Here is a 25,950-nt window from a genome sequence, read left to right on the forward strand (position 1 = left end):
CATGACGCAGCCACACGCCCCCCACGCCACCCCCGGCACCCGGGGGGCGGCCGCCGGCCGGGACGCGGCCGGCACCCCCGCCGGGCAGGACTCCCAGGGCACCACCCCCGCCCACGTCCCGCCCGCCGACCTGCGTGCCGCCCTCACCGCCGAGCTGGGTGGAGCGGCGCGGGCCTGGCTGGACCAGGCCCTGGACGAGGCCACCGCCCACCCCGGCACCCACGGCCCGATCTCCGTGTGGGAGCTGCGCCTGGCCGAGGCGGGCCGGCGCTGCGGCCCCGCCCACGCCGACGCCGCCCGCGTCCTGGTCCTGCACGCGGCCCGGGCCGACACCGAGGCGCTGGCCCGGGTCTACTCCCAGGGCACCGCCGACGAACGCCGCGCCGTCCTGTACGCGCTGCCCCACCTGGTGCCCGGCCCCGACGCCCTCCCGCTCGTCGAGGACGCCCTGCGCACCAACGACACCCGCCTCGTCGCCGCCGCCCTCGGCCCCTACGCCGCCCGGCACCTCGACGCCCACCAGTGGCGCCACGCCGTACTGAAGTGCCTGTTCACGGGCGTCCCCCTCGACCGCGTGGCGGACCTCGACCGCCGGGCCGGCGGCGATCAGGAACTCGCCCGCATGCTCGCCGACTACGCCGCCGAACGCACCGCCGCCGGCCGTCCCGTCCCCGAGGACCTGCACCGCGTCCTGGCCCTGGCCGAGTCCCGGAGCCCGGCGAACGCCACGGACGACCCCCACGGCAAGGAGTCCTGATGCGCATCTTCGACCCCCACATCCACATGACCTCCCGGACCACCGACGACTACGAGGCGATGTACGCGGCCGGTGTCCGCGCCGTCGTCGAACCGGCGTTCTGGCTGGGCCAGCCCCGCACCTCTCCCGCTTCCTTCCGCGACTACTTCGACTCCCTCCTGGGCTGGGAACCCTTCCGCGCCGCCCAGTACGGCATCGCCCACCACTGCACCATCGCCCTCAACCCCAAGGAGGCGAACGACCCCCGCTGCCTCCCCGTACTCGACGAACTGCCCCGCTACCTCGTCAAGGACCGGGTGGTGGCGGTCGGCGAGATCGGCTACGACTCGATGACCCCCGCCGAGGACACCGCCCTGGCCGCCCAGCTCCAGCTCGCCGCCGACCACGGCCTGCCCGCCCTCGTGCACACCCCGCACCGCGACAAGCTCACCGGGCTGCGCCGCACCCTGGACGTGGTCCGCGAGTCCGCGCTGCCCACCGACCGGGTCCTGGTCGACCACCTCAACGAGACCACCGTCAAGGAGGCCAAGGACAGCGGCGCCTGGCTCGGCTTCTCGGTCTATCCGGACACCAAGATGGACGAGACCCGCATGGTCGCCCTGCTGCGCGAGTACGGCCCGGACCGGGTCCTGGTCAACTCCGCTGCCGACTGGGGGAAGAGCGACCCGCTGAAGACCCGCAAGGTGGGCGACCTGATGCTCGCCGAGGGCTTCACCGAGGACGACGTGGACCGTGTCCTGTGGCGCAACCCCGTGGCCTTCTACGGACTCAGCGGGCGCCTGAGCCTGGACGTGACCTCGCCCGACGCCACGCACGAGGGCAACTCCATCCTGCGCGGCGGGGAGTGACCCATGCGCTTCCGGCACCCCGACGGCACCACCGTCCACCTCGCCTACTGCACCAACGTCCACCCCGCCGAGACCCTCGACGGCGTCCTCGCCCAACTCCGCGACCACTGCGAGCCGGTGCGCCGCCGCCTCGGCCGCGACCGCCTCGGCATCGGGCTGTGGCTCGCCAGGGACGCGGCCCACGCCCTGGTCACCGACCCCTCCGCGCTGCGCGGCCTGCGCACGGAACTCGACCGGCGCGGCCTGGAGGTCGTCACCCTCAACGGCTTCCCCTATCAGGGTTTCGGCGCCGAGGAGGTCAAGTACCGCGTCTACACACCGGACTGGGCCGACCCCGAACGCCTCGACCACACCACCTCCCTGGCCCGCGTCCTGGCCGGCCTCCTGCCCGACGACGTCACGGACGGCACCATCTCCACCCTGCCGCTCGCCTGGCGCACCGCGTACGACGAGGCCCGCGCCGACAAGGCCCGCACCGCCCTGGACACCCTGGCCGAACGCCTCGACGCCCTGGAGGAGCTGACCGGCCGCTCCATCCGCGTCGGGCTGGAACCCGAGCCCGGTTGTGTCGTGGAGACGACCCGCGACGCCATCGCGCCGCTGACCGCGATCGCCCACGACCGCATCGGCGTCTGCGTCGACACCTGCCACCTCGCCACCTCCTTCGAGGACCCGCACGCCGCCCTGGACGCCCTGACCGCGGCCCGCGTCCCGGTCGTCAAGTCCCAGCTCTCCGCCGCCCTGCACGCCGAACACCCCTCCCGACCCGAAGTCCGCGAGGCCCTCGCCGCCTTCGCGGAGCCCCGCTTCCTGCACCAGACCCGTACCACCGTCGCCCCCTCCACCGGCGACACCGACACCACCGCCCTGCGCGGCACCGACGACCTCGACGAGGCCCTCGCGGACGGCGGTCCGCTGCCGGACACCGCACCCTGGCGCGCGCACTTCCACGTTCCGCTGCACGCGGCCCCCGCCGCGCCCCTCACCTCCACACTCGACGTACTGAAGGCCGCGCTGACCCGGCTCGTCGGCGGCCCGCACCCGCTCACCCGCCATCTGGAGGTCGAGACCTACACCTGGCAGGCCCTCCCGCCCGAGCTGCGACCCCGCGCCCGCGCCCAGCTCACCGACGGCATCGCCGCCGAGCTGACCCTCGCCCGCGACCTGTTGACGGACCTCGGCCTGAAGGAACTGCCATGACCCGACCCCACCTCTCGGACGGACCGGCCTCCTCCGACGGCCCGGCGCCCTCCGCCGGACCGACCCCCCTCCTCGTCCTGGACGTCGTGGGCCTCACCCCCCGCCTCCTCGACCACATGCCCCACCTCAAGCAGCTCGGCCAGTCCGGCTCCCGCGCCGCTCTCGGCACCGTCCTGCCCGCCGTCACCTGCGCCGCCCAGTCCACCTTCCTCACCGGCACCCACCCCTCCGAGCACGGCATCGTCGGCAACGGCTGGTACTTCCGCGAACTCGGCGACGTCCTGCTGTGGCGCCAGCACAACGGACTCGTCGCCGGCGACAAGCTGTGGGACGCCGCCCGCCGCGCCCACCCCGGCTACACCGTCGCCAACATCTGCTGGTGGTACGCCATGGGCGCCGACACCGACATCACCGTCACCCCTCGTCCCGTCTACTACGCCGACGGCCGCAAGGAACCCGACTGCTACACCCGCCCCCCGGCCCTGCACGACGAACTCACCGGCAAACTGGGCACCTTCCCCCTCTTCCACTTCTGGGGACCCGGTGCCGATCTGGTCTCCAGCCAGTGGATCATCGACGCCACCCGGCACATCATGGCCACCCGGCACCCGGACCTCACGCTCTGCTACCTCCCTCACCTCGACTACGACCTGCAGCGCTTCGGCCCGGACGACCCCCGCTCCCTGAAGGCCGCCGCCGACCTGGACGCGGCGCTGGCCCCGCTCCTCGACGACGCCCGCGCCGAGGGCCGCACCGTCGTCGCGCTGTCCGAGTACGGCATCACCCGCGTGAACCGGCCCGTGGACATCAACCGCGCCCTGCGCCGCGCCGGACTGCTCGAGGTGCACACCCAGGACGGCATGGAGTACCTGGACCCGATGGCCTCCCGCGCCTTCGCGGTCGCCGACCACCAGGTGGCCCACGTGTACGTCCGCCGCCCCGAGGACCTCGACGCGGCCCGCGCCGCGCTCGAAGGGCTGCCCGGGATCGAGCAGCTCCTCGACGACGAGGGCAAGAAGGCACACCACCTCGACCATCCGCGCGCCGGCGAACTCGTCGCCGTGGCGGAGCCGGACGCCTGGTTCACGTACTACTACTGGCTCGACGACGACCGCGCGCCCGACTTCGCGCAGCTCGTCGAGATCCACCGCAAACCCGGCTACGACCCGGTCGAGCTGTTCATGGACCCCCTCGACCCCTACGTCAAGGTCAAGGCGGCCACCGCCCTGGCCCGCAAGAAACTCGGCATGCGCTACCGCATGGCGGTCGTGCCCCTGGACCCCTCACCTATTCGAGGCAGCCACGGCCGCCTCCCCGCGAGCGACGACGACGGTCCGCTCCTCATCTGCTCCACCCCCCGCGCTGTCGGAGACCGCGTCGCGGCCACCGATGTCAAACAACTCCTGCTCCAGCTCGCCGGACTCGGCTGACGCGGCACCACGTGCGGCCCCCGGGATCCGACTACTGAGAGTGAAACACACGGCACTGACAACGGCCCGCCCCGCGGTATCAGGGCAGGCCACGACGTAGAAGGCAGGCACCCGTGACCCTGTTCCCCGACCCCTCCCGCACCGACGCCGCCACCGCCCCGGCCGCCGACGGCCCGGACGAGAGCCTGCGCCGCACCCTCGGCGTGAACCGGCGCCGCTTCCTCAGCACCTGCACCGCCGTGGCGGCCGGAGCCGTCGCGGCCCCCGTCTTCGGCGCCGGCCCCGCCCTGGCACAGGACCGCGGCAGAGACCACGGCCACGGCCATGACCACGGCCACGGGCACGGCGGGCAGGTCCTCGTCCCGGCGCACAAGCGGGGCATCATCCTCTACACCGTCCGTGACGCCACCGGCCGCGACCCCCTCGCCACCGACCTTCCCTCCGGCTTCCGCGAGGTGTTCAAGCAGCTGTCCCGGCACGGCTACCGCCAGGTGGAGTTCGCGGGCTACCGCCAGCACGCCAACGCGCCCGGCGGAGCCAGCCTGGAGTCCGTCGAGGGCGCGAAGCTGCTGCGCTCCTGGCTCGACGACTACGGTCTGCGCGCCCAGGGCAACCACGGCTTCATCCCGCCCTCCTGGCCACTGACCACGGCGGACCTGGACACCTTCAAGAAGAACCTGGAGATCGCCAACATCCTCGGCATGGACCACATGGGCACCGGCGGAGACCCCACCGGCAGCTCCCACCGCGCCGACTGGGACGTGGCCGCCGACAAGTGGAACGCCCTCGGCGCGATCGCCCGCCGCGAGGGCATCAAGCTCTACACCCACAACCACGACGGGGCCTACGGCTTCCTGCTCGACGGCGGCCCGCTGGACGACCAGGGCCGCCCGACCCGCAGCTCCGGCATCCGCAAGCTGGAGTACTTCCTGAAGAAGACCGACCCCAGGCTGGTCTGGCTGGAGATGGACATCTTCTGGGCGCACGTCGCCCAGTACAAGTTCCACACGTACACCGCCCACGACGGCTCCACGCGCGAGAACGTCTTCGACCCGGCCGGGCTCGTCGCCCGCAACAACAAGCGCTACCCGCTGTTCCACGCCAAGGACGGCGTCGTCAGCACCACCAACGGCATGGGCTACGACATGGTGCCCTTCGGCACCGGCGTCATCGACTACACGACGTTCTTCTCACGGGTCGGCGAGCGCAACTACCACAACCCGATGATCGAGGACGACAACTCTCCGAGCGCCACCGACCCCGCGCAGTCACTTCGGGAGGCCAAGATCAGCTACGACAACCTGGCGGCCCTGCGCAAGCGCCGCCGCTGACCCCAAAACCCGGAACACGACCGGGCGGCCCCTCCCGCGTACAGCGGGAGGGGCCGCCCGGTCGTGCGAGGAAGCTCCGTCGGGTCATCCCTCGCCCAGCGGCCGCGGGTTGGGCGTGACACGCTTGTTCTTCGGGCGGCCCGGCGGCCGCAGGAACATCGCCATGAAGCCGGCGAATATCGAGATGCAGCCCGCCAGGGTGAAGGCCCCGTTGTAGCCCCAGGCGCCGACGACCACGGAACCCATGCCCGCGCCCAGACCGGAGACGAGCTTGGAGCTGTAGACCATCCCGTAGTTCGTGGCGTTGTTGTTCTCGCCGAAGTAGTCCGCCGTCAGGGCCGCGAACATCGGGAAGATGGCACCGCCGCCGAAACCGGAGATGGCGGAGAAGACCAGGAACAGCGGCAGGTTCTTGATCTCGGCCGACCAGATGATGCCGAACTGGGCGAGGCCCAGGATCGCGCACACGTAGAGCAGGCACTGCTTGCGGCCGTAGAGGTCGGAGAGCCAGCCGATGACACCGCGCCCGGTGCCGTTGACGATCGCCTTCAGCGACATCGCGGTGGCCACGATCCCGGCGGCGAAGCCCGCCTCCTCACCGATGTCGACCTGGAAGGCGATGCCGAAGATGTTCACCCCGGAGGTGCAGGCGAGACAGAACCACATCAGCGCCACCCGGCCGGTCTTCCACGCCTCCAGCGGGGAGTACTGCTTGACGGCCGGGGGGTTCTTCTCCAGCGATCGCCGCGCCCGCGGGTCGTCCGGCGGGTTCAGCGGGTCGATGGAGGCCGGCCACCAGTTCTTCGGCGGGTCCCGGAAGTAGAAGCCGGCGACGGCCACCGTCGCGGCGAGGAAGACACCTGCCGAGACCAGCACCCAGCGGAAGTTCGACACGTCCATGTAACCGTGGAAGATGAAGACGAACGGCACCGAGCCGTAGGCGAAACCGCCGTTGACGAATCCGGTCTTGCCGCCCCTGCGCTCGGGATACCACTTGCCGACCATGTTGACGCAGGTCGCGTACACCATGCCGGCACCCATGCCGCTGAACACGCCGAACCCGATGAAGGCGAGTGAGACGTGCGGTGCGTACGCCAGCGACAGATAGCCGAGCAGCGTGCCGACCGCCCCCAGCATCATCGCCCAACGCGCCGGCAGCTTGCCGTTCTCACGCAGCCGTCCCGCCGGAAAGGCGACGGCGGCCTGGCAGAAGACCCAGGCGGTCATCATCCAGTAGATGTTGCCGCTGGACCAGTGGTGGGCCTCGTGGAGCGTGTCCTCGGCGGACGCGAACGCGTACTCCGCTGAGGAGATGCCCATCATGCCGATCCACGGCAGGATCACCATCCACTTGCGCTTGCGCCCCATGATGTCGATGTCGGACTCGCCCACGCGATAGACGCGCCCGTTCCTGTCGGTCACCTCCCGGTAGGCGGCGACCCGTGTGACATCGGTGGTTGTCATGTCGTTTGCACCCCTAGCGTCGAAAGATCTGGCCAGCGCCCCCTGTCCCATGCCTTCCGTGCGCGCGCGGGTCCCGGGCCGGCCGACGCGCACCCGTCGGCCGGCCCCACGTCGCCTCACCTCATGAACCGCCCCCCAGCAACCCCGCGGCCCGCGCCCACCGGTACTTCGCACCGAGTACGGCCACCGGCTTCTCCGTCGTGTACGGGTACGCCACCACCCCGCGCTCGAAGAGGTACTGGCACGCCTCCTCCACCTCCACGTCCCCCGCGAGGGAGGCCACCACGGGCTTGTCGACACCGCGCTGGCGGAACTCGGCCACCACGCGCGCGGTGAGTTCGGCGAACACCATGGGGGGAGTGACGATGGTGTGCCAATAGCCGAGGACCAGGGCATGGACGCGCGGATCCTCCAGACCCAGCCGGATCGTCGCCTCGTACGTGGACGGCGGCTCGCCCCCCGTGATGTCCACCGGGTTGCCCGCCGCCCCGAACGGCGGGATGAACGCGCGGAACGCCGTGTCCAGGTCAGGCGGTATCTCCATCAGCGACAGCCCGTTGTCCGTCACCGCGTCCGACAGCAGCACCCCGCTCCCGCCGGCCCCGGTGATGATCACGACGTTGTCGCCCTTCGGCGCGGGAAGCACCGGCAACGCGCGCGCGTACTCCAGCATCTCGTTCAGACCGGGCGCCCGGATGACACCGGCCTGCCGCAGGATGTCGTCGTACACGGCGTCGTCCCCGGCCAGCGCCCCGGTGTGCGACCCGGCGGCCTTCGCGCCCGCCGCCGTACGTCCCGCCTTGAGCACCACGACCGGCTTCCTCGGCACCGTCGCCCGCGCGGCCTCGACGAACGCGCGCCCGTCCTTGAGGTCCTCCAGGTGCATCGCGATGCACTCGGTGTGCGGGTCCTCGCCGAACCAGGTCAGCAGGTCGTCCTCGTCCAGGTCCGACTTGTTGCCGAGTCCGACGATCGCCGACACGCCGGTCTTCGTGGTCCGTGCGAAGCCCAGGATCGCCATGCCGATGCCGCCCGACTGGGAGGTCAGCGCGACCCCGCCCTTGACGTCGTACGGCGTGCAGAACGTGGCGCACAGGTCCTGCCAGGTCGAGTAGTAGCCGTAGATGTTCGGGCCCAGCAGCCGGACGCCGTGCCGTTCGGCGACCGCCACGATCTCGTCCTGGAGCGCCTGCTCGCCGGTCTCCGCGAAGCCGGAGGGGATCAGGACGGCGTTGGGGACGCCCTTGCGTCCCACCTCCTCCAGTGCCGCCGCCACGAACCGTGCGGGGATCGCGAAGACCGCCACATCCACCTCGCCGGGAACGTCGGTGACACTCTTGTACGCCTTGCGGCCCAAGATGTCATCGGCCTTGGGGTTCACCGGGTGGATCTCGCCCGCGAAGCCGCCGTCGACCAGGTTGCGCATCACCGAATTGCCGATCTTGCCGCTCTCGTTGGAGGCGCCGATCACGGCGACCGACGTGGGCTCCATCAGACGGCGCATCGAGGTGAGGATCTCCTCGCGCGTGTACCGGCGGCGCTCCTTGGGCGCCTCGGTCGCGAGGATCACCCGTATGTCGGCGGCGACGGCACCCGCGGGCGTGGCGATCACCGGGTTGAGGTCCACCTCGGCGATCTCCGGGAAGTCCGTGACCAGCTCGGAGACCCGGCGGATCTGCTCGGCGAGCGCCCACCGGTCCACCCCGGTCCGCCCGCGCACCCCGCGCAGCACCTGAGCCGCCCGGATGGAGTCCAGCATGGACAGCGCCTCATCGGCGGCCACGGGCGCGAGCCGGAAGGTGACGTCCTTGAGCACCTCGACCAGCACACCGCCGAGCCCGAACGCCACCACCTTCCCGAACGTCGGATCGGTCACCGCCCCGACGATGACCTCCTGCCCGGCGGGGAGCAACTCCTGGACCTGCACGCCCTCGATCCGCGCCGACGCGTCGTACGCGCGCGCGTTGTCGACGATCCGGCGGAACGCGGCCCGTACGTCCGCCGCCCCCTCCACCCCGACGACCACCCCGCCGGCGTCGGTCTTGTGCAGGATGTCCGGCGAGACGATCTTCATCACGACCGGCCCGCCGAACCGCGCCGCGTACGCCACCGCCTCGTCGACGTCCCGCGCCAGTTCCTCGCCCGGTACGGCGATCCCGTAGGCGTCGGCCAGCACCTTGCCCTCGGGCGCGGTCAGCGCGGAGCGCCCCTGGGCCCGTACGGACTCCAGGAGCCCGCGCACCCGCGCCACCCGGTCCTCGGCCCGCACGTCAGATCACCCCGTTCGACTTGAGCAGGCGCAGTTCCTCGTCGCCGAGACCCAGCTCGCCGACGTACACCTCTTCGTTGTGCTCGCCGAGCAGTGGGGAACTGCGCACCTCCACCGGCGAGTCGGAGAGCTTGAGCGGGCTGCCCACGGTGACGAACTCGCCGCGCTCGGGGTGGGGGACGGTCACGACCATCTCGTTGGCGACCAGGGAGCGGTCCTCGATGATCTCCTTGGTGGACAGGATCGGCCCGCACGGGATGTTGTGGGCGTTGAGCCGCTCCAGCACCTCCCACTTGGGCAGGGTGGACGACCACTCCTCGATCAGCTGGAACATCTTGTTCAGCTTCGGCAGCCGGGCCTGCGGGGTCGCCCACTCGGGGTCGTCGGCCAGCTCGGGCCGGCCGATCAGCTCGCTCAGCGGCTGCCAGCCGACGGGCTGGACGATGACGTACACGTAGTCGTTCGGGCCGCCCGGCGCGCACTTGACCGCCCAGCCCGGCTGCCCGCCGCCGGACGCGTTGCCGGAGCGGGGAACCTCGTCGCCGAAGTCCTCGTTGGGATATTCGGCGAGTGGACCATGGGTCAGGCGCTGCTGGTCGCGCAGCTTCACCCGGCAGAGGTTGAGCACCGCGTGCTGCATGGCCACGTTCACCCGCTGTCCGCGTCCGGTGCGCTCCCGCTGGTACAGCGCGGCGAGGATGCCCGCCACGACGTGGACGCCCGTGCCCGAGTCCCCGATCTGGGCCCCCGTCGCCAGCGGCGGCCCGTCCTCGAAACCGGTGGTGGACATCGATCCGCCCATGGCCTGCGCGACGACCTCGTACGCCTTGAAGGCGGTGTACGGGCCCTCGCCGAACCCCTTGACGGAGGCGTAGACGATCCGGGGATTGATCTCCCTGATGCGGTCCCAGGTGAACCCCATCCGGTCCACCGCTCCCGGCCCGAAGTTCTCGACCATGACGTCGGAGCGCCGGATCAGCTCGGTGAGGATCTCCTTGCCGCGCTCGGTCTTGGTGTTGAGGGTGATGCTCCGCTTGTTGCAGTTGAGCATCGTGAAGTAGAGGGAGTCGACGTCCGGCAGATCGCGCAACTGCTTGCGCGTGATGTCACCGGTCGGCGCCTCCAGCTTGACGACGTCCGCGCCGAGCCAGGCGAGCAGCTGGGTCGCCGAGGGGCCGGACTGGACGTGCGTCATGTCGAGGACGCGGATGCCCTCGAGGGCCTTGGCGGGCGGTGCGGTCATGGGTCCCACCTCACTTGTACATCGTCTGGTTCATGGTTCCGGGGGCGTACGCGTCCGGGTCGACCCAGACGTTGATCAGGGACGGCTTGCCGGACTCGCGGGCCCGGCGCAGCGCGGGGCCGATGTCGGCGGGGTCGCGGACCTCCTCGCCGTGGCCGCCCAGCATCCGCGCGAACTCGTCGTAGCGGACGTCGCCGAGGGTGTTGCCGACCCGCTCGCGCTCCTTGCCGTACTTGGCGGCCTGGCCGTAGCGGATCTGGTTCATGGAGGAGTTGTTGCCGACGATGCCGACGAAGGGGAGGTCGTAGCGGACGAGGGTCTCGAAGTCCCAGCCGGTGAGTGAGAAGGCGCCGTCCCCGAAGAGGGCGACGACCTCCTTGTCGGGCCGCGCCTGCTTGGCGGCCAGCACGAAGGGGACGCCGACGCCGAGCGTGCCCAGCGGTCCCGGGTCCATCCAGTGCCCCGGTGACTTGGGCTGCACGACCTGCCCGGAGAAGGTGACGATGTCGCCGCCGTCGCCGATGTAGATCGAGTCCTCGGTGAGGAAGTCGTTGATCTCGCTGACCAGCCGGTACGGGTGGATGGGGGAGGAGTCCGACCTGAGCTGCGGCAGCCGCTTGTCCAACGCGGTCCGCTCCGCGGCGCGGAGTTCGTCGAGCCATTCCTTGCGCTTGGCCGCACCGCCGTTGATCCGCCCGGAGGCGGCCTCGGTCACCGACTTCAGCACCAGCCCGGCGTCGCCGACGATGCCGAGGTCGATGTCGCGGTTCTTGCCGACCGTGCGGTAGTCGAGGTCGATCTGCACGACCGTCGCGTCGGGGGAGAGGCGCTTGCCGTAGCCCATGCGGAAGTCGAAGGGCGTGCCGACGATCACGATGACGTCGGCGTTCGAGAAGGCGTAGCGGCGCGACAGCTGGAAGTGGTGCGGGTCGCCGGGCGGCAGGGTGCCGCGGCCCGCGCCGTTCATGTACGCCGGGATGTCGAGCGTGCGGACGAGGTCGACGGCGGCCTCGGTGCCGCGCGTCGTCCACACCTGGCCGCCGAGCAGGACGGCCGGCTTCTCCGCGTGGACGAGAAGGTCGGCGAGCTTCTCGACGGCCTCCGGATCACCGGGCGAGCGGGTCGAGGCACGGTAGGCCCCGGCCTTCGGCACCCGGGCCTTGTCCGTCGCCACCTTGGCGTCCAGCACGTCGCGCGGGATCTCCAGGAAGGAGGGCCCGGGCGCGCCGTGGTAGCACTCGCGGAACGCCATCGACACCATGTCCGCGGCCCGCGCGGTGTCCGGCACGGTCGCCGCGAACTTGGTGATCGGGGTCATCATGTCGACGTGCGGCAGGTCCTGGAGGGACCCCATCTTGTGCTGGGTGTGGGCGCCCTGACCGCCGATCAGCAGCATCGGGGACTCGGCGCGGAACGCGTTGGCGACGCCGGTGACGGCGTCGGTCGTCCCCGGTCCCGCGGTGACCACCGCGCAGCCGGGCTTTCCGGTGACGCGGGCGTAGCCGTCGGCGGCGTGCGCGGCGACCTGCTCGTGGCGTACGTCGACGACCTCGATGCCCTCGTCGACGCAACCGTCGTAGATGTCGATGATGTGGCCGCCGCACAGCGTGTAGATGCGGTCGACCCCCTCGGCCTTGAGTGCCTTGGCGACGAGGTGACCGCCGGAGATGACGTCCTGGGTGGTGTCGTCGGGCATGGCGAAGTCCTGTCCCTTCACGAGGGGTTGGGGGGCTCACGCGTACATTGCATACAGTCGACGAATACTGTATGAAGCTTGTTATCCCGCATCCGGTGGGTGGTGTCCAGGGGGCGTGCGGCACTTTCAGTCAGGAGCCGGAATGGACCTGTACGAACACCAGGCAAGGGAACTCTTCGAGGAGAACGGCATCGTGGTGCCGAGGGCCGAGGTCACCGACTCGCCCGAACGGGCCCGCGACATCGCCCGCAGGCTCGGCGGACGCGTCGTCGTCAAGGCGCAGGTGAGGACCGGCGGCCGGGGCAAGGCGGGCGGGGTGCGGCTCGCCGCCGGTCCGGCCGCCGCCGAGGACGCCGCCCGCCGGATCCTCGGCATGGACATCAAGGGCCACACCGTCGGCGCGGTGATGCTCGCCGAACCCGTCGACGTCGACCGCGAGTTCTACGTCTCCTACGTCCTCGACCGCGCGGCGGGCCGATTCCTCGCGATCGCGTCGGCCCAAGGCGGAATGGAGATCGAGGAGGCCGCGGCCGAACGGCCGGAGGCCGTCGTACGCGTCCCCGTCGACCCGGCCGAGGGCGTCACCACGGCCGTGGCGGCACGCGTCGCCGACGCCGCCGGCCTGCCCCCGCAGACCGTGGACGTGCTCGTACGCCTCTGGGAAGTCCTGGTCCGCGAGGATGCCCTCCTCGTCGAGGTCAACCCGCTGGTCCGCACCACGCGCGGCGCGATCGTGGCCCTCGACGGCAAGGTCACCCTCGACGACAACGCCCTCTTCCGCCGGACCCGGTGGGGAGGCGGACGGACGACGCCCGCCGACCCGCTGGAGGCACGGGCGGCCGGCAAGGGCCTCACCTACGTGAGACTGGACGGCGAGGTCGGCGTCATCGGCAACGGCGCCGGACTGGTCATGTCGACGCTCGACGTGGTCGCCGGCCAGGGCGCCCGGCCCGCCAACTTCCTCGACCTCGGCGGCGGCGCCTCCGCCCGGGTCATGGCCGACGGGCTCTCCGTCGTCCTCTCCGACCCCGCCGTGAAGTCCGTACTCGTCAACGTCTTCGGCGGCATCACCTCCTGCGACGCCGTCGCCGACGGCATCGTCCGCGCCCTGGAGGAGGTCAGGCTCACCAAGCCGCTCGTCGTACGCCTCGACGGCAACAACGCCGCCCGGGGCCGCGCCGTCCTCGCCGCCCGCGCGCATCCGCTCGTCGAACAGGCCACCACCATGGACGGCGCCGCCCGCCGTGCCGCCCGACTCGCCACCGCGGCGTAAGGAGACCCCCGACATGGCGATCTACCTCACCAAGGAGAGCAAGGTCCTCGTCCAGGGCATGACCGGTGCCGAGGGCATGAAGCACACCCGCCGCATGCTGGCCGCCGGCACCGACGTGGTCGGCGGCGTCAACCCGCGCAAGGCGGGCCGCACCGCGGACTTCGACGAGCGCGCCGTACCCGTCTTCGGTTCGGTGCGCGAGGGCGTCGAGCACACCGGCGCGGACGTCACCGTCGTCTTCGTGCCCCCCGCCTTCGCCAGGGCCGCGGTCACCGAGGCCGCCGACGCCGGCATCGGCCTCGCCGTCGTCATCACCGAGGGCATCCCCGTCCACGACTCCGTCGCCTTCACCGCCTACGCGAAGGACAGGGGCACCCGGATCATCGGCCCCAACTGCCCCGGGCTGATCACCCCCGGCCAGTCCAACGCGGGCATCATCCCGCCCGACATCACCAAACCCGGCCCCATCGGCCTGGTCTCCAAGTCCGGCACGCTCACCTACCAGCTCATGTACGAACTCCGCGACCTCGGCTTCTCGACCTGCGTCGGCATCGGCGGCGACCCGGTCGTCGGCACGAGCCACATCGACTGCCTCGCCGCCTTCCAGGACGACCCCGACACCGAACTCATCGTCCTCATCGGCGAGATCGGCGGCGACGCCGAGGAACGCGCCGCCGCCTACATCCGCGACCACGTCACCAAGCCAGTCGTCGGCTACGTCGCCGGCTTCACGGCACCCGAGGGCCGGACCATGGGGCACGCCGGCGCGATCGTCTCCGGGTCCTCGGGCACGGCGCGGGCCAAGCAGGAGGCACTGGAGGCGGCCGGCGTACGGGTGGGGAGTACCCCGACCGAGACGGCACGGCACGTCGTCGCCGTCCTCGGCGGCGCGGCACGGGACGGAGTGCCGGCATGACGGCCGCTGCCGAGGGCGCCGCCGCCCCGACCGCTACGGCCCTCACCCTCAAGGCGGGCACCTCCTGGGCCGACGCCTGGCAGCGCTGCCTCACCGTCGCCCCGGAGGCGTTCCGGGACGACCGCGTCCTCAACCTCTGGGGCGGCACCTGGCGGGCGGACGGCCGGGTCCTGCCCGCCACCAGCCCCGTCGACGGCACCCCGGTCACCGGCCCGCCCCGGCTGGACGGCGAGAGCGCCCACCGGGCCGTACGCGCCTCGCTCGACCAGCACCGCGCCTGGCGCCACCTCCCGTTGCCCGAGCGCCGCGCCCGTGTCGCCGCCACCCTGGACGCCCTCGCCCAGCACCGGGACCTCCTCGCGCTGCTGCTCGTCTGGGAGATCGGCAAGCCCTGGCGGCTCGCGCGGGCCGACGTCGACCGGGCCGTGGACGGGGTGCGCTGGTACCTCGACGGAATCGACGACATGCTCGACGGGCGTGCCCCGCTGGACGGACCGGTGTCCAACATCGCGAGCTGGAACTACCCGATGAGCGTGCTCGTTCACGCATTGCTGGTACAGGCCCTGGCGGGCAACGCGGTCATCGCCAAGACCCCGACCGACGGCGGTGTCGCCTGTCTCACCCTGGCCTGCGCACTCGCCGCCCGCGAGGGGATTCCCGTCACCCTCGTCAGCGGCAGCGGAGGAGAGCTGTCCCAGGCGCTGGTGCGGGCGCCCGAGATCGGCTGCGTCTCCTTCGTCGGCGGACGCGACACCGGCGCCGCCGTCGCCACGGCCCTCGCCGACCTCGGCAAGCGGCACATCCTCGAACAGGAAGGACTCAACACCTGGGGCATCTGGAACTTCACGGACTGGGACGCGCTCACCCGGGTGATCCCGAAACTCTTCGACTACGGCAAGCAGCGCTGCACCGCCTACCCGCGCTTCGTCGTCCAGCGCCGGCTCTTCGACGCGTTCCTCGCGGCCTACCTCCCCGCGGTCCGCACGCTGCGCGTCGGCCACCCCCTCGCCGTCGAGAACCCGCACGCCCCCTACCCGGAGCTGGACTTCGGGCCGGTCATCAACCCGGCCAAGGCCAAGGAGCTGCGGGACCAGGTCGCCGAGGCCGTCGACCGCGGCGCCGTACCGCTGCACCGCGGCAGCGCCGACGACGCACGCTTCCTGCCCGGCCAGGACACCTCGGCCTACGTCCAGCCGGTCACCCTCCTGAACCCGCCCCGCTCCTCGCCGCTGCACCACGCGGAACCGTTCGGCCCGGTCGACACCGTCGTCCTGGTCGACACCGAGGCCGAGCTGCTCGCCGCGATGAACGCCTCCAACGGCGCCCTGGTCGCCACGCTGTCCACGGACGACCGCGCGACCTACGACAGGCTCGCGCCGCAGATCCGCGCGTTCAAGGTCGGGCACGGCGTCCCGCGCTCCCGGGGCGACCGCGAGGAGCTGTTCGGCGGGCACGGCGCGTCCTGGCGCGGTGCGTTCGTCGGCGGAGCGCTGCTCGTGCGCGCCGTCACGCGGGGCCCGGAGGGGGAGCGGCTGCCCGGGAACTTCCCGGACCACCACCTCATGCCGTGAAGCCGGACCGCCGGCGCACGGCCGGGCGGCAGGGCGTGTGCGCGTGACCCCGGGTCAGCCGATGCCCTGCCGGTCCGGTCGCAGCGCGAAGGCCCGGTCCGCCGGGGACGGCGCGGCCCGCTCGACCGCCTGCCGCAGCAGCTCGCGGTGGCGCAGCAGCGGTTCGCGCCGCTCCGGCGGGGCGAGCAGCAACAGGTCGTCGAGCCCGGCCAGCATGCGCCGCGTGACCTGCGGCGCACCGGCGCCGCAGGCCCGGACCTCGGCGAACCCGAGGTCCACCAGCTCGGTCCAGCCGGGAACGGGCTGCACCAGCCGGGGCACGCCCCGCCGGTCGCGGTGCACGACGGCGTCCAGCGGCCGCCTGGACAACGCGGCCAGGATCTGCACGACCCGGTCCAGCGCCTGGACGGCGGTCGTCGGATCGTTGACCGCGCTGGACAGGGCCCGCAGCGCGATGTCGGACAACTGGCGCAGCCCGAACCCCAGGTCCTGGTGAAAGGTGCGCTCCACCCCCACGGACAGGGCGTACCGCAGCGCCCGGCGAGGTGGCGCCTGGCCGCCGTGCACCGCGAGGACGGGGGTGCCGGGCACCAGGAAGTCACCGATCCGCGGGACCAGCCGCAGCACCACCCCGTGGGCGCGCGCCACCCGCACCAGCCTCGCGGTGTGCACGTCCCGCAGCACACCCGCCCGCCCGTCGTGGGCCACCCACGCGGTCACGGGACCGAGAGGGCCTTCGGCGTTCCCGCCCGGACCGCGCGGCGTCGTGCCGTGGACCGGCGCCGGCATCAGCGCCGCCACCCGGAAGGACTCCTCGGCGATCCGGGCGATCACATGACCGACCCGCATCAGCCGCAGCGTCGCGTTCACGTACATCACGAAGAGCAGCAGGCTCAGCGCCACCATGACGAGCGTCAGCGCCGACTGCACGATCGGTACGGACGTGATGTCACGAGGGTCGGGGGTGCTGTCGTAACTGGTCAGGACGAGCAGCGTCAGGACGAACGTGGCGAGGAAGACCGCGAAGGTCGCCTTCGTGATCCGGCTGCGGACGAAGAGCCGCACCACACGCGGGGTGAACTGCCCACCGGCCATCTGCACGGCGACCAGCGAGATGCTGAACACCACACCGATGAAGGTCATCATGGCCGAGCCCACCGCGGACACGACCGTCTTCGCGTCGTCCGCGAACCGCACCAGCTCGGCGAGCGTGTCGTGGTCGCCCTCATCCCGCAGCGTCCGGACGAGAGCGGCATCGAGTTCCTGGGCCACCCACCACACCACGAAGACGCCCACCATGGCAGCGGTGGGCGCGAACCAGAACGTGTCCCGCAGGTGCTCCCTGAGCGGCGACAACGCCCGCGGCCTACGACGCGGAAGCGGGCTGTGGGTAACCGGCCAGTCACTCATGGTGCGACCTTAGATGCGGTGGGCCCTTCCGCCCCGGGCCGCCGCTCAGGGGAAGGAAACGCAGGTGAAAGGCGCTGCGAAACCTTGGTATGGTTGTCCATGTCGCCACGGGGGAACAGCCCGCCGAGGCGACGGACACCTGGTCCGGGTGGCGGAATGGCAGACGCGCTAGCTTGAGGTGCTAGTGCCCTTTATCGGGCGTGGGGGTTCAAGTCCCCCCTCGGACACAACAGAGCAGGTCGAGCGAGATGCCGGCCGGGAGAGATCCCGGTCGGCATCTCGCGTTGCGGGCGAGGGTGCGTGCGGGGGCGCCGCGAGGGCGTGCGGCGGCGCACCGAAAATGCGCTGCGGAGCCCCTCCCGGCTTCCCTAGACTCACCACGACATCGAGATCGAGTGAGGGGAGCCGGGCCGTGCGTATCCGCACCGCTGCCGTCGTTCCCCCGTCCCGGTACGAGGTGATCCTCGTGTCTCCGGCCGTCCGGTGTCCGCTGCGCGGCCGGCACCGGAAGCCCGCGACGAGCATCTGACGAGCGACCACTCCCGCCGCCGTACGGTGGCGGCCTTCGCCTCGCCTCGTTCCGTCCTCCTCGCGGGAATCGCGCCGCCCCGCTCACACTCCAGCGAAAGGCCACGGGCCGTGCGCACCGTCACCAACCCCCTCGCCACCGTTCGCAACCTGGGCATCCTCGCCCACGTCGACGCCGGCAAGACCACCGTCACCGAGCGGATCCTCTACACCACGGGCACCACGTACAAGCGCGGCGAGGTCCACGACGGGACGACCGTCACCGACTTCGACCCGCAGGAGCGCGACCGCGGCATCACCATTTTCGCCGCGGCGGTCAGCTGCTCCTGGGACGGTCACCGGATCAACCTGATCGACACCCCGGGGCACGTCGACTTCGCCGACGAGGTCGAACGCTCCCTGCGCGTGCTGGACGGCGCGGTCGCCGTGTTCGACGCCGTCGCGGGCGTGGAACCGCAGAGCGAGTCCGTGTGGCGGCAGGCCGACCGGCACGGGGTGCCGAGGATCGCGTTCGTCAACAAGATGGACCGCGCGGGCGCCGACCTGGACAGGGCCGTCGACTCGATCCGCGAGCGGCTGCACCCCGTACCGCTGGTCACGCAGTTGCCCATCGGCTCCGAGGACGGTTTCACCGGCGTCGTCGACCTGGTCCGCATGCGCGCCCTGGTGTGGGCCGACGGCTCGGACACGGCCGAGGAGGGGCCGGTGCCCGACGCTCTGCGCGAGGAGGCGGCACGCAGGCGCCGCCTGCTGGAGGAGGCGGTGGCGGAACGGCACCCGGCCGCGCTGGAGGAGTTCTGCGACCGGGAGACGCTCACCGCGGCCACCCTCGCCACGGCGCTGCGCGACCTGACCCGAGCCGGCGACGGAGTGGTGGTGCTCTGCGGCTCGGCCTACCGCAACCGCGGGGTCGAACCGCTGCTGGACGCGGTGGTGGCCTACCTGCCGTCACCACTCGACGTACCTCCGGTCCGGGGCACGCACGACGGCACCCCCGACGGCACGGAGGTGGAAAGGCCCGCCGACCCGGCGGCGCCGATGGCGGCACTGGCGTTCAAGGTGAACGCCACCCCGACGGGACGACTGACGTACCTGCGGGTGTACTCGGGCACGATCGAGAAAGGAGACACCGTGTGGGACGCGGGCACGCGGCGCGGTGAGCGCGTCGGCCGCATCCTGCGGGTGCGGGCCGACCGCCACGACCCGCTCGAACGGGCCGTCGCCGGGGACATCGTCGCCGTGGTCGGGCTGAAGACGGCCCGCGCCGGCTCGACCCTGTGCGCGCCGGGCGCCCCCGTCGTCCTGGAGCCCCCCGGGGTGGCCGAACCGGTCGTGCACGTGGCGGTGGAGGCCCGTCGCTCCACCGACACCGACCGGCTGGCCTCGGCGCTCGCCCGGCTGACCGAGGAGGACCCCTCGCTGGCCGCGCGCACCGACCCGGAGACCGGGCAGACCGTGCTGTCGGGCATGGGCGAACTGCACCTGGAGGTCGCCATGGAGCGCGTCCGCCGCGAGTACGGCCTCGAGGTCGCCGTCGGCCGCCCCGGCGTGGCGTACCGCGAGACGGTGGGCGAGGGCGTGTCGGGCTTCGTCCACCGCCACGTCAAGCAGGACGGTGGCGCGGGGCAGTTCGCGCATGTCGTGCTCGACGTGGAGCCGTGGGAGGGCGACGCGGTGGAGGGCGGATTCGTCTTCCGGTCGACGGTGGTCGGCGGGCGGGTGCCGCAGGAGTTCGTCCGGGCCGTCGAGGCCGGCTGCCGGGACGCCCTGGCGGAGGGTCCGCTCGGTGGGCACCCGGTGACCGGTCTGAGGGTCACGCTCACCGACGGCCAGACCCATGTGAAGGACTCCTCGGACACGGCGTTCCGCACCGCCGGCCGGTTCGGCCTCCGGGAAGCCCTGCGCGCCTCGGCGATGGTCCTGCTGGAACCGGTCGTCGACGTCACGGTCACCGTGCCCGAGGACGCGGTCGGCGGCGTCCTCGGCGACCTGGCCGCCCGCCGCGGCCGGGTCACCGGCTCGGACACGCGGGGCGGGGCGGCAGTCGTCACGGCCACCGTGCCGCTGGCCGAACTCTTCGGCTACGCGACGCGGTTGCGCAGCCGTACGCAGGGCCGGGGCACCTTCACGGCCCGGCCGACCGGCTACGCACCGGCACCGGCATCGGCACCGGCCACCACGCCGGCGGCGCGGTAGCGTGCCGGGCTGCCTCCTCCCCTCTGCGGGAGGGGGCAGCCCGCCCTCCAGCCCGCCCTCCAGCCCTCCCTCCGGCCCTCCCAACCCCCAGCTCCCGGCAATCCGGTGAACCCCTGCTCTCGATCAGCGTGGGAGAGCGCTCTACCGGCCGCTGGACCTCGCCGGTTAGGGTGCGGGCATGAGCAGACGGGCGCCGACCCTGGAGGACGTGGCCCGGGAGGCCGGCGTGTCCCGGGCCACCGTCTCGCGCGTGGTGAACGGCGTCCGCAACGTCGACCCCGCCATCCAGGACCTGGTCCGCCGGGTCGTCGAGCGCACCGGGTACGCCCCCAACCAGGCCGCCCGTCAACTCGTCACCCGGCGCACCACGACCGTGGCCCTGGTGGTCTCCGGCGCGGGGGACGCCACGGAGACGGAGCGGAACGCCTTCGCCACCCGGGTGTTCGCCGACCCCTTCTTCGGCCGGGTGGCGGGCGGCGTCGTCGGACACCTGCGGCCACGCTCGATGCACCCGGTGCTCATGTTCGCGGAGACCCCCGGGGCACGGCAGGAGGTCGTGACGTACCTCCGGCAGGGCGGTGCGGACGGGGCGCTGGTCGTCTCCACCCATCCCGACGACCCGCTGCCCGCGCTGCTCGCCGGGGCTCGGCTGCCGGCGGTGCTGTTCGCCCGGCCCGGACGCCCGGCACCGCTCAGCCACGTCGACCTCGACCACTGCCACGGCGGCCGGCTCGCGGCCGAGCACCTGCTGGGGCGGGGCTGCCGCCGGATCGCCACCATCACCGGGCCGTTGGCCGTCGCCGCGAGCCAGGAGCGGCTGGCCGGTTTCCGGGACACCCTGGCCGCGCACGGACATCCCCGCGTCCCGGTGGCCGAGGGCGGCTTCACGGTCGACAGCGGTATGGCGGCGACGACCTCGCTGCTCGCCGAACACCCCGCTCTGGACGGCCTGTTCGCCGCCAACGACCTGATGGCCCAGGGCGCCGTCCAGGCCCTGCGCGACCACGGTCGCCGGGTGCCGCAGGACGTCGCGGTCGTCGGCTTCGACGACTCGGGCGTGGCCGTCACCTGCCGGCCCCGGCTGACCACCGTGCGCCAGCCGGTGGAGGAGATGGCGGCCACGATGGCCCGCCTCCTCCAGGAACACATCAGGGGCGAGCGCACGGCCCCCACGTCGGTGATCTTCGCCCCCGAACTGGTGGTGCGGGAGTCGGCGTAGCCGCCCCTCGGTTGCCCAGGGGGGCATCTTCGACGAACGGAACAGAGGCGCGCGGTGGGGCTTATTCCGCCGGGCCGGACGGAATAGTCCCAGACATGTCAAAGGCAACGCGCGACGTGCTGATCGTCGTCCTTCTGGTCTGGAGCGGGTTCGCCTACCCCTGGTTCGACAAGGGCTGCGACATCGCGGAGGCGTACACGGCGGTCATCGAGTACGGGGTGCCGGAGGGCCTCGAGCCCCTCCCGGCCTGCTACGGCTGAACGTCCGGCCGGACCGGCGCGCACGGCCCCGTCGGCCGGCTCCCGGACCGGCGCGCACGGACTCACCGTCCGGGTCCCGGACCGGCGCGTATGGACAGACCGGCCGGCTTCCGGACCGGCGCGTACGGACAGACCGACGGGCCGGCTCCCGGACCGGCGCGCACCGACCCACCGTCCGGGTCCCGGGACGGCCCCGGGACCCGGACGCACCTCGTCACCCGCCGGAGAGCAGCACCTCGAGCTCCTGCGCCGAGCGCGGATGGCGAACCGTGAGCACCGCGCCGCCCTCCGACGGGACGGGCCGGGCCGTCGCCCACGCACCGTCGCAGCCCAACAGGTCCGCCACCGCGTCGCACGCGGCCGGGTGCGCGGAGAGCAGAGCGGCACCCGACGGGACGGGAGCCCCGGGTTCCGACCACTCCCCCGCGCAGCCCAGCAGCCCCGCCACCGCGTCGCAGGTCGCCGGATACTCCGGGAGCAGCGCGGCGCCCCGGGGGCCGTGGGCCGCCGCGTCCGCCCGGCGCGCGGGGAGCGGCGCGGCGGGCATCCGCCACGGCGGCACCCACGCGTCCAGCTCCGCGAGCCGGCCCGGGAAGATCCGCCCGGCCTCCCGGATCAGCAGCGGCGCCAGCTCGGCGGCGCCGGACCGCAGGGTCGTGATCAGCAGCGGCAGCCACGGCAGCAGCACCGCGTCCGGCAACCGCCCGAAGGCGTTCGACACCGCCTCCACGACCACGTCCGCCAGTCCCGGCACCGGCTCCAGCGCGTGCACGAAGCCACTGAGGTAGCGCGGATACGCGGGCACCACCAGCGGGTTGTCCAGCAACTCGCCGCACCGGGCCCGCAGCTCCGCCCGCGACAGCGTGCCGAGCTGCACCTGCGCCGCCCACAACAGGGCCGTCCTGGACGGATCCTCCGGATGCGACTGGGCGACCGCCAGCTCCAGCTGGGCCCGGTCGCAGCCCAGCGACAACGCGAGCCCTTCCATGCTGAACAGGAAGCCGAGCATCGCCGCGACCTGCCCGACCTTCGCGTCCTCGTCCCGGAACGCCGTCGGCAGCAGCGTGCAGTAGTGCGCGTACCCGGTCTTCACGAACGACTCGATCCAGGCCGGCAGGACCGGCTCGGTGGTCCGGTAGTACGACAGCAGCGCCCGGACCCGGCGCAGCACCTCCGGCGCGCCGTCGACACTGCGCTCGGTGGCGAGCACCTTCAGCGCGTGGCCGCCGAGTTCGTCGGCGAGGCGGCGGCTGCGCAGGTACAGCGTCGCGTCCTCGACCGCGGCGAGTACGGTCGCCGTCGTCGCCCGCGGCCCGTAGGCGTCGCGCCGCAGCCGCTGCTCCAGGACCTGTTCGACGCTGACACCCTCGTAGCCCAGCTCGATGAGCGCGCGCTGGTGGGTGCCGATCGCCAGGTCCCACGACTCCTGGATCGACCGCTCGCCGAGCCGCCGCTCACCCATGATCGGCCGCGCCGCCCCCTGCGGCATCAGGCGCCGCAGCATCCACAGCACGTCGGAGCACGCCTGAAGCTCCGGCCGGGACGCCATGTCGAGCAACGCCCGCTGCACTCCGCGCTGCTGGAGCTTCAGCCCGAGCGGCGCCAGCCGGTCGTGCACGTCCCGGGCGAGCGGCGGCAGCGCCTCGTAGCCGACCTGGCCGATCCGGTCGCCGCCCATCATGATCTCGACGAGCCGCCGCACGTCCCGCCGCCCGGGCACGACGTCCTTCTCGATGCACGTGACCGCCGCGTCCTGGAAGTCGTACGGCGTCGGCTTCGCCCGGTCCCGCATGCCGGCGAGCAGGATCGACGTCTCGAAGACCGCGATGGCGTCGGCGGTGGAGGCGAGGTAGCCGGCGCGCCGGGCCGCGCGCACGATGTCCACGGACCAGCCGAGCAGTTCCGCCTCGTCCAGCGCGTCGAGCACGGGCGGCCGGCGCAGGAAGCCGGACAGGTGGTCGGCGGAGGCGTCCGGGGACGGCACTGCGGAGGCGGATGCCGGCCGGGCGGTGGTCTTCTTCGCGGACGGTTTCCTCGTGCCCGCCTGGCCCGCCAGCCGGTACGGCCGCACCCGCGTCCGCTTGAGGCTCTTGGCCCACTCCGTCGCCGCGATCGACACCGAGCCGGCGGCGAGGCCGAACTGCGCCTCGATCGCCGTGTGACTGGACGGGATCAGTCCGTACTGCCAGGTGGTGGCGGTGCGCGGGGAGATCGTGAATGTGTCCGCGCTGCCGTGCACGCCGAACTCCTCGACGCGGCTGGCCGCGTGGAACGCCCCGCACACGTACAGGCAGTCCGCCGGATCGGTCCCGGTCGCGCCGAGGTGCTCGCGCATCCGGGTCCACATGTACCGCTCCCGGTCCTCGTCCACCCGGAGCCGGGCGCCGTCGCCGGGGGCGAGCCGCCGGAAGAGGCTGCCGATGAGGAACATGACCTGGCGGTACGTGTCGTGGTCGGCGGTGCCGTCGCCGAGCGGCACCTCGACGTACTGGTGCCACCACTCCGACCAGTGCCGCACCTTGCCGTGGCGCAGCAGGTGCTCCTCCAGCTCGGCGAAGCGCGGCCTCAGGTCGCCGATCTCGACGCCGACGGCCTCGCCGTGCAGCCCGGAGGCGGGCTCGGTGCCGGCCTCGGGTGCGGCGTCCTGCGCCGGGGCCTCGGGCGCCCGCTCGTCCCGGCCGTCCCACTGGAAGACGTGGTCCGAGGAACGGTCGACGAGGACCAGCTCCACCCCAGGAGTGTCCAGCGCGTACGCGATGGCCTGGTACTCGGCGGACGCCTCGGTGATCGGCGCGACGACCGACAGCGGCGCCCACTCGGCGGGGAAGCCGTCGACGTCACCGGCGAACGCCTGCACCGCCACCGGCAGCCGGCAGTTGCGCAGCTCGGCCAGGAGCGGCGCCATGTCCTCGCACAGCTCCAGGTACACGACCTTGGGCTGCTTCTCGCGCAGCCGCCGGGCCATGGCCGTCGCCGAGGCGGGGGAGTGGTGGCAGACGGGGAAGATCTCCAGCGGCTCGCGCACCGCCCGGTCGACGTCGTCGACCATGCCGAGGAGGATGCCCTCCAGGGCGTCGGGCCCGCCCGCGAACGCGGCCGCCGCCTCCTGGAGCTGCCCGCGCAGCGCGGCGAACGACGTACTCTCCTGGACCCCGCTCATGACAGCGTGGCGATCGCGTCGCGGCCGCCCTCCAGGAACTCCGGCCACGAGCCGCCCTCCTCCTTGCTGCGCGGCTCGACGACGCCGTGCAGGTACTTGTTGAGGATGGCGAGGTCCTCGGGCTCGCGGCGGGTCAGGGAGCCGACGAGCGAGGAGGCCAGGGTACGAGCGGTCAGGGCGCGCTCGCCGAAGAAGTTGCTGTGCAGGACGGCGTCCTCCAGCACGCCGATCTGCTCGGCCGTGGACAGCGCGGACTCCAGCTTCTCGTCGTCGCTGCCCGCCGAGGCGGCGGAGGCGCGCAGGTCGGCGAAGCTCTGCAGGAGCACGTCGAGCAGGGTCGGCGGCACGTCCAGGTCGATCGAGTGCCGGCGCAGCAGCTCCTCGGTGCGGAACCGGACGATCTCCGCCTCGCTCTTCTTGTTCGTCACCACCGGGATGCGGACGAAGTTGAAACGCCGCTTGAGGGCGGAGGACAGGTCGTTGACGCCCCGGTCGCGGCTGTTGGCCGTGGCGATGATCGAGAAGCCCGGCTTGGCGAAGACGATGTTGTCGTCACCGCCGCCGCTCTCCAGCTCGGGGACGGAGATGTACTTCTCGGAGAGGATCGAGATCAGCGCGTCCTGCACGTCACTGGTCGACCGGGTCAGCTCCTCGAAACGGCCGATGGACCCGGCCTCCATCGCGGTCATGATCGGCGAGGGGATCATCGACTCCCGCGACTGTCCCTTGGCGATGACCATGGACACGTTCCACGAGTACTTGATGTGGTCCTCGGTGGTGCCGGCCGTGCCCTGCACGACCAGCGTGGAGTTGCGGCTGATCGCGGCGGACAGCAGCTCGGCCAGCCAGCTCTTGCCGGTGCCCGGGTCGCCGATGAGCAGCAGGCCGCGGTCGGAGGCGAGCGTGACGATGGACCGCTCGACGAAGCTGCGGTCACCGAACCACTTCTGCGCGATCTCCCGGTCCAGGCCGTCGGAACGCTCGGAGCCGAGGATGAACAGGCGGACCATCTTCGGCGACAGCCGCCACGAGAACGGCTTGGGACCGTCGTCGATCGACTCCAGCCAGTCCAGCTCCTCGGCGTACTTGATCTCGGCGGGCGCGCGCAGCAGGTCGGACATGAGGAAGAGGCCTTTCAGTACGAGGATCAGGGCATACGACGCGGAGGGCGGCCGCTGA

At 72.3% G+C, this 25,950-nt stretch carries 18 protein-coding genes and 1 tRNA gene; 12 read left to right on the forward strand and 7 right to left on the reverse strand.

Annotated features, from left to right (window positions below; all coding sequences use genetic code 11):
• Position 1: 1 nt before the first annotated feature.
• The 5 genes from ACFIF2_RS05570 (at position 2) to ACFIF2_RS05590 (ending at position 5,566) form a co-directional block, all read left to right on the forward strand.
• Positions 2-757, forward strand: a complete 756-nt coding sequence (locus ACFIF2_RS05570; protein ID WP_395571357.1) for an EboA domain-containing protein — start codon at positions 2-4, stop codon at positions 755-757.
• A complete protein-coding gene (locus tag ACFIF2_RS05575) occupies positions 757-1,605 on the forward strand; it encodes a TatD family hydrolase (protein ID WP_395571358.1) in 849 nt (282 codons plus the stop codon). Before ACFIF2_RS05570 ends, ACFIF2_RS05575 begins: the two co-directional genes overlap by 1 nt.
• A 3-nt stretch (positions 1,606-1,608) precedes the next feature.
• On the forward strand, positions 1,609-2,805 hold the full coding sequence (gene eboE, locus ACFIF2_RS05580; protein WP_395571359.1) for a metabolite traffic protein EboE: 1,197 nt from the start codon (positions 1,609-1,611) through the stop codon (positions 2,803-2,805).
• Entirely contained in the window at positions 2,802-4,235 is a 1,434-nt protein-coding gene (locus tag ACFIF2_RS05585; RefSeq protein ID WP_395571360.1) for a nucleotide pyrophosphatase/phosphodiesterase family protein, read from the forward strand. Before eboE ends, ACFIF2_RS05585 begins: the two co-directional genes overlap by 4 nt.
• A 113-nt stretch (positions 4,236-4,348) precedes the next feature.
• A complete protein-coding gene (locus ACFIF2_RS05590) occupies positions 4,349-5,566 on the forward strand; it encodes a sugar phosphate isomerase/epimerase family protein (RefSeq protein WP_395571361.1) in 1,218 nt (405 codons plus the stop codon).
• 84 nt (positions 5,567-5,650) lie between these two features.
• Here the strand turns inward: ACFIF2_RS05590 and ACFIF2_RS05595 are convergent, their stop codons facing one another.
• The 4 genes from ACFIF2_RS05595 to ACFIF2_RS05610 form a co-directional block, all read right to left on the reverse strand.
• On the reverse strand, positions 5,651-7,030 hold the full coding sequence (locus ACFIF2_RS05595; RefSeq protein WP_395571362.1) for an OFA family MFS transporter: 1,380 nt from the start codon (positions 7,028-7,030) through the stop codon (positions 5,651-5,653).
• Positions 7,031-7,151: 121 nt separating this feature from the next.
• Entirely contained in the window at positions 7,152-9,299 is a 2,148-nt protein-coding gene (locus tag ACFIF2_RS05600; RefSeq protein ID WP_395571363.1) for an acetate--CoA ligase family protein, read from the reverse strand.
• Between the two features lies 1 nt (position 9,300).
• Positions 9,301-10,542 carry a formyl-CoA transferase gene (frc, locus tag ACFIF2_RS05605; RefSeq protein WP_395571364.1) on the reverse strand — a complete coding sequence of 414 codons (1,242 nt, stop codon included), beginning with the start codon at positions 10,540-10,542 and terminating at the stop codon, positions 9,301-9,303.
• A 10-nt stretch (positions 10,543-10,552) separates the two neighbouring features.
• Positions 10,553-12,238, reverse strand: a complete 1,686-nt coding sequence (locus ACFIF2_RS05610) for a thiamine pyrophosphate-binding protein (protein ID WP_395571365.1) — start codon at positions 12,236-12,238, stop codon at positions 10,553-10,555.
• Positions 12,239-12,380: 142 nt separating this feature from the next.
• Here ACFIF2_RS05610 and sucC point away from each other — a divergent pair, with 142 nt between their 5' ends.
• Genes sucC through ACFIF2_RS05625 form a run of 3 tightly spaced genes read left to right on the forward strand, consistent with a single transcriptional unit; the run spans position 12,381 to position 15,998 of the window.
• Entirely contained in the window at positions 12,381-13,511 is a 1,131-nt protein-coding gene (sucC, locus tag ACFIF2_RS05615) for an ADP-forming succinate--CoA ligase subunit beta (RefSeq protein ID WP_395571366.1), read from the forward strand.
• Between the two features lie 13 nt (positions 13,512-13,524).
• On the forward strand, positions 13,525-14,427 hold the full coding sequence (sucD, locus tag ACFIF2_RS05620) for a succinate--CoA ligase subunit alpha (RefSeq protein ID WP_395571367.1): 903 nt from the start codon (positions 13,525-13,527) through the stop codon (positions 14,425-14,427).
• On the forward strand, positions 14,424-15,998 hold the full coding sequence (locus tag ACFIF2_RS05625) for an aldehyde dehydrogenase family protein (RefSeq protein ID WP_395571368.1): 1,575 nt from the start codon (positions 14,424-14,426) through the stop codon (positions 15,996-15,998). Before sucD ends, ACFIF2_RS05625 begins: the two co-directional genes overlap by 4 nt.
• A gap of 54 nt (positions 15,999-16,052) precedes the next feature.
• On the opposite strand, the gene ACFIF2_RS05630 is transcribed toward ACFIF2_RS05625, so the two are convergent.
• Positions 16,053-17,408, reverse strand: a complete 1,356-nt coding sequence (locus ACFIF2_RS05630) for a DUF2254 domain-containing protein (protein ID WP_395571369.1) — start codon at positions 17,406-17,408, stop codon at positions 16,053-16,055.
• 142 nt (positions 17,409-17,550) lie between these two features.
• Here ACFIF2_RS05630 and ACFIF2_RS05635 point away from each other — a divergent pair.
• The 4 genes from ACFIF2_RS05635 to ACFIF2_RS05650 all read left to right on the forward strand — a co-directional run bounded on the left by ACFIF2_RS05635 (position 17,551) and on the right by ACFIF2_RS05650 (position 21,611).
• A tRNA-Leu gene (locus ACFIF2_RS05635) sits at positions 17,551-17,635 on the forward strand.
• A gap of 412 nt (positions 17,636-18,047) precedes the next feature.
• Entirely contained in the window at positions 18,048-20,132 is a 2,085-nt protein-coding gene (fusA, locus tag ACFIF2_RS05640) for an elongation factor G (RefSeq protein WP_395571370.1), read from the forward strand.
• Positions 20,133-20,310: 178 nt separating this feature from the next.
• Positions 20,311-21,351, forward strand: coding sequence for a LacI family DNA-binding transcriptional regulator (locus ACFIF2_RS05645; protein WP_395571371.1), 1,041 nt, complete (start codon positions 20,311-20,313; stop codon positions 21,349-21,351).
• Positions 21,352-21,446: 95 nt separating this feature from the next.
• The gene (locus tag ACFIF2_RS05650) at positions 21,447-21,611 is read left to right on the forward strand and encodes a hypothetical protein (protein ID WP_395571372.1); all 165 of its coding nucleotides are present in this window, start codon (positions 21,447-21,449) and stop codon (positions 21,609-21,611) included.
• 214 nt (positions 21,612-21,825) lie between these two features.
• Here ACFIF2_RS05650 and ACFIF2_RS05655 read toward each other — a convergent pair whose 3' ends face one another.
• Both ACFIF2_RS05655 and ACFIF2_RS05660 read right to left on the reverse strand, forming a co-directional pair.
• Positions 21,826-24,771, reverse strand: a complete 2,946-nt coding sequence (locus ACFIF2_RS05655) for a hypothetical protein (RefSeq protein ID WP_395571373.1) — start codon at positions 24,769-24,771, stop codon at positions 21,826-21,828.
• Complete coding sequence (locus ACFIF2_RS05660; protein ID WP_395571374.1) at positions 24,768-25,892, reverse strand: AAA family ATPase; 1,125 nt, start codon at positions 25,890-25,892, stop codon at positions 24,768-24,770. The genes ACFIF2_RS05655 and ACFIF2_RS05660 overlap by 4 nt, the downstream gene beginning before the upstream one ends.
• Between the last annotated feature and the right edge of the window lie 58 nt (positions 25,893-25,950).

The sequence above is a fragment of the Streptomyces sp. BK79 genome (assembly GCF_044142145.1).
Taxonomy (GTDB): domain Bacteria; phylum Actinomycetota; class Actinomycetes; order Streptomycetales; family Streptomycetaceae; genus Streptomyces.

Bases quoted from the DNA above. Each gene is read 5' to 3' on its own strand.
- ACFIF2_RS05570 (WP_395571357.1), top strand. From the start codon at position 2: ATGACGCAGCCACACGCCCCCCACGCCACCCCCGGCACCCGGGGGGCG.
- ACFIF2_RS05575 (WP_395571358.1), top strand. From the start codon at position 757: ATGCGCATCTTCGACCCCCACATCCACATGACCTCCCGGACCACCGAC.
- eboE (WP_395571359.1), top strand. From the start codon at position 1,609: ATGCGCTTCCGGCACCCCGACGGCACCACCGTCCACCTCGCCTACTGC.
- ACFIF2_RS05585 (WP_395571360.1), top strand. From the start codon at position 2,802: ATGACCCGACCCCACCTCTCGGACGGACCGGCCTCCTCCGACGGCCCG.
- ACFIF2_RS05595 (WP_395571362.1), bottom strand. From the start codon at position 7,030: ATGACAACCACCGATGTCACACGGGTCGCCGCCTACCGGGAGGTGACC.
- frc (WP_395571364.1), bottom strand. From the start codon at position 10,542: ATGACCGCACCGCCCGCCAAGGCCCTCGAGGGCATCCGCGTCCTCGAC.
- ACFIF2_RS05610 (WP_395571365.1), bottom strand. From the start codon at position 12,238: ATGCCCGACGACACCACCCAGGACGTCATCTCCGGCGGTCACCTCGTC.
- sucC (WP_395571366.1), top strand. From the start codon at position 12,381: ATGGACCTGTACGAACACCAGGCAAGGGAACTCTTCGAGGAGAACGGC.
- sucD (WP_395571367.1), top strand. From the start codon at position 13,525: ATGGCGATCTACCTCACCAAGGAGAGCAAGGTCCTCGTCCAGGGCATG.
- ACFIF2_RS05625 (WP_395571368.1), top strand. From the start codon at position 14,424: ATGACGGCCGCTGCCGAGGGCGCCGCCGCCCCGACCGCTACGGCCCTC.
- ACFIF2_RS05630 (WP_395571369.1), bottom strand. From the start codon at position 17,408: ATGAGTGACTGGCCGGTTACCCACAGCCCGCTTCCGCGTCGTAGGCCG.
- ACFIF2_RS05645 (WP_395571371.1), top strand. From the start codon at position 20,311: ATGAGCAGACGGGCGCCGACCCTGGAGGACGTGGCCCGGGAGGCCGGC.
- ACFIF2_RS05650 (WP_395571372.1), top strand. From the start codon at position 21,447: ATGTCAAAGGCAACGCGCGACGTGCTGATCGTCGTCCTTCTGGTCTGG.
- ACFIF2_RS05655 (WP_395571373.1), bottom strand. From the start codon at position 24,771: ATGAGCGGGGTCCAGGAGAGTACGTCGTTCGCCGCGCTGCGCGGGCAG.
- ACFIF2_RS05660 (WP_395571374.1), bottom strand. From the start codon at position 25,892: ATGTCCGACCTGCTGCGCGCGCCCGCCGAGATCAAGTACGCCGAGGAG.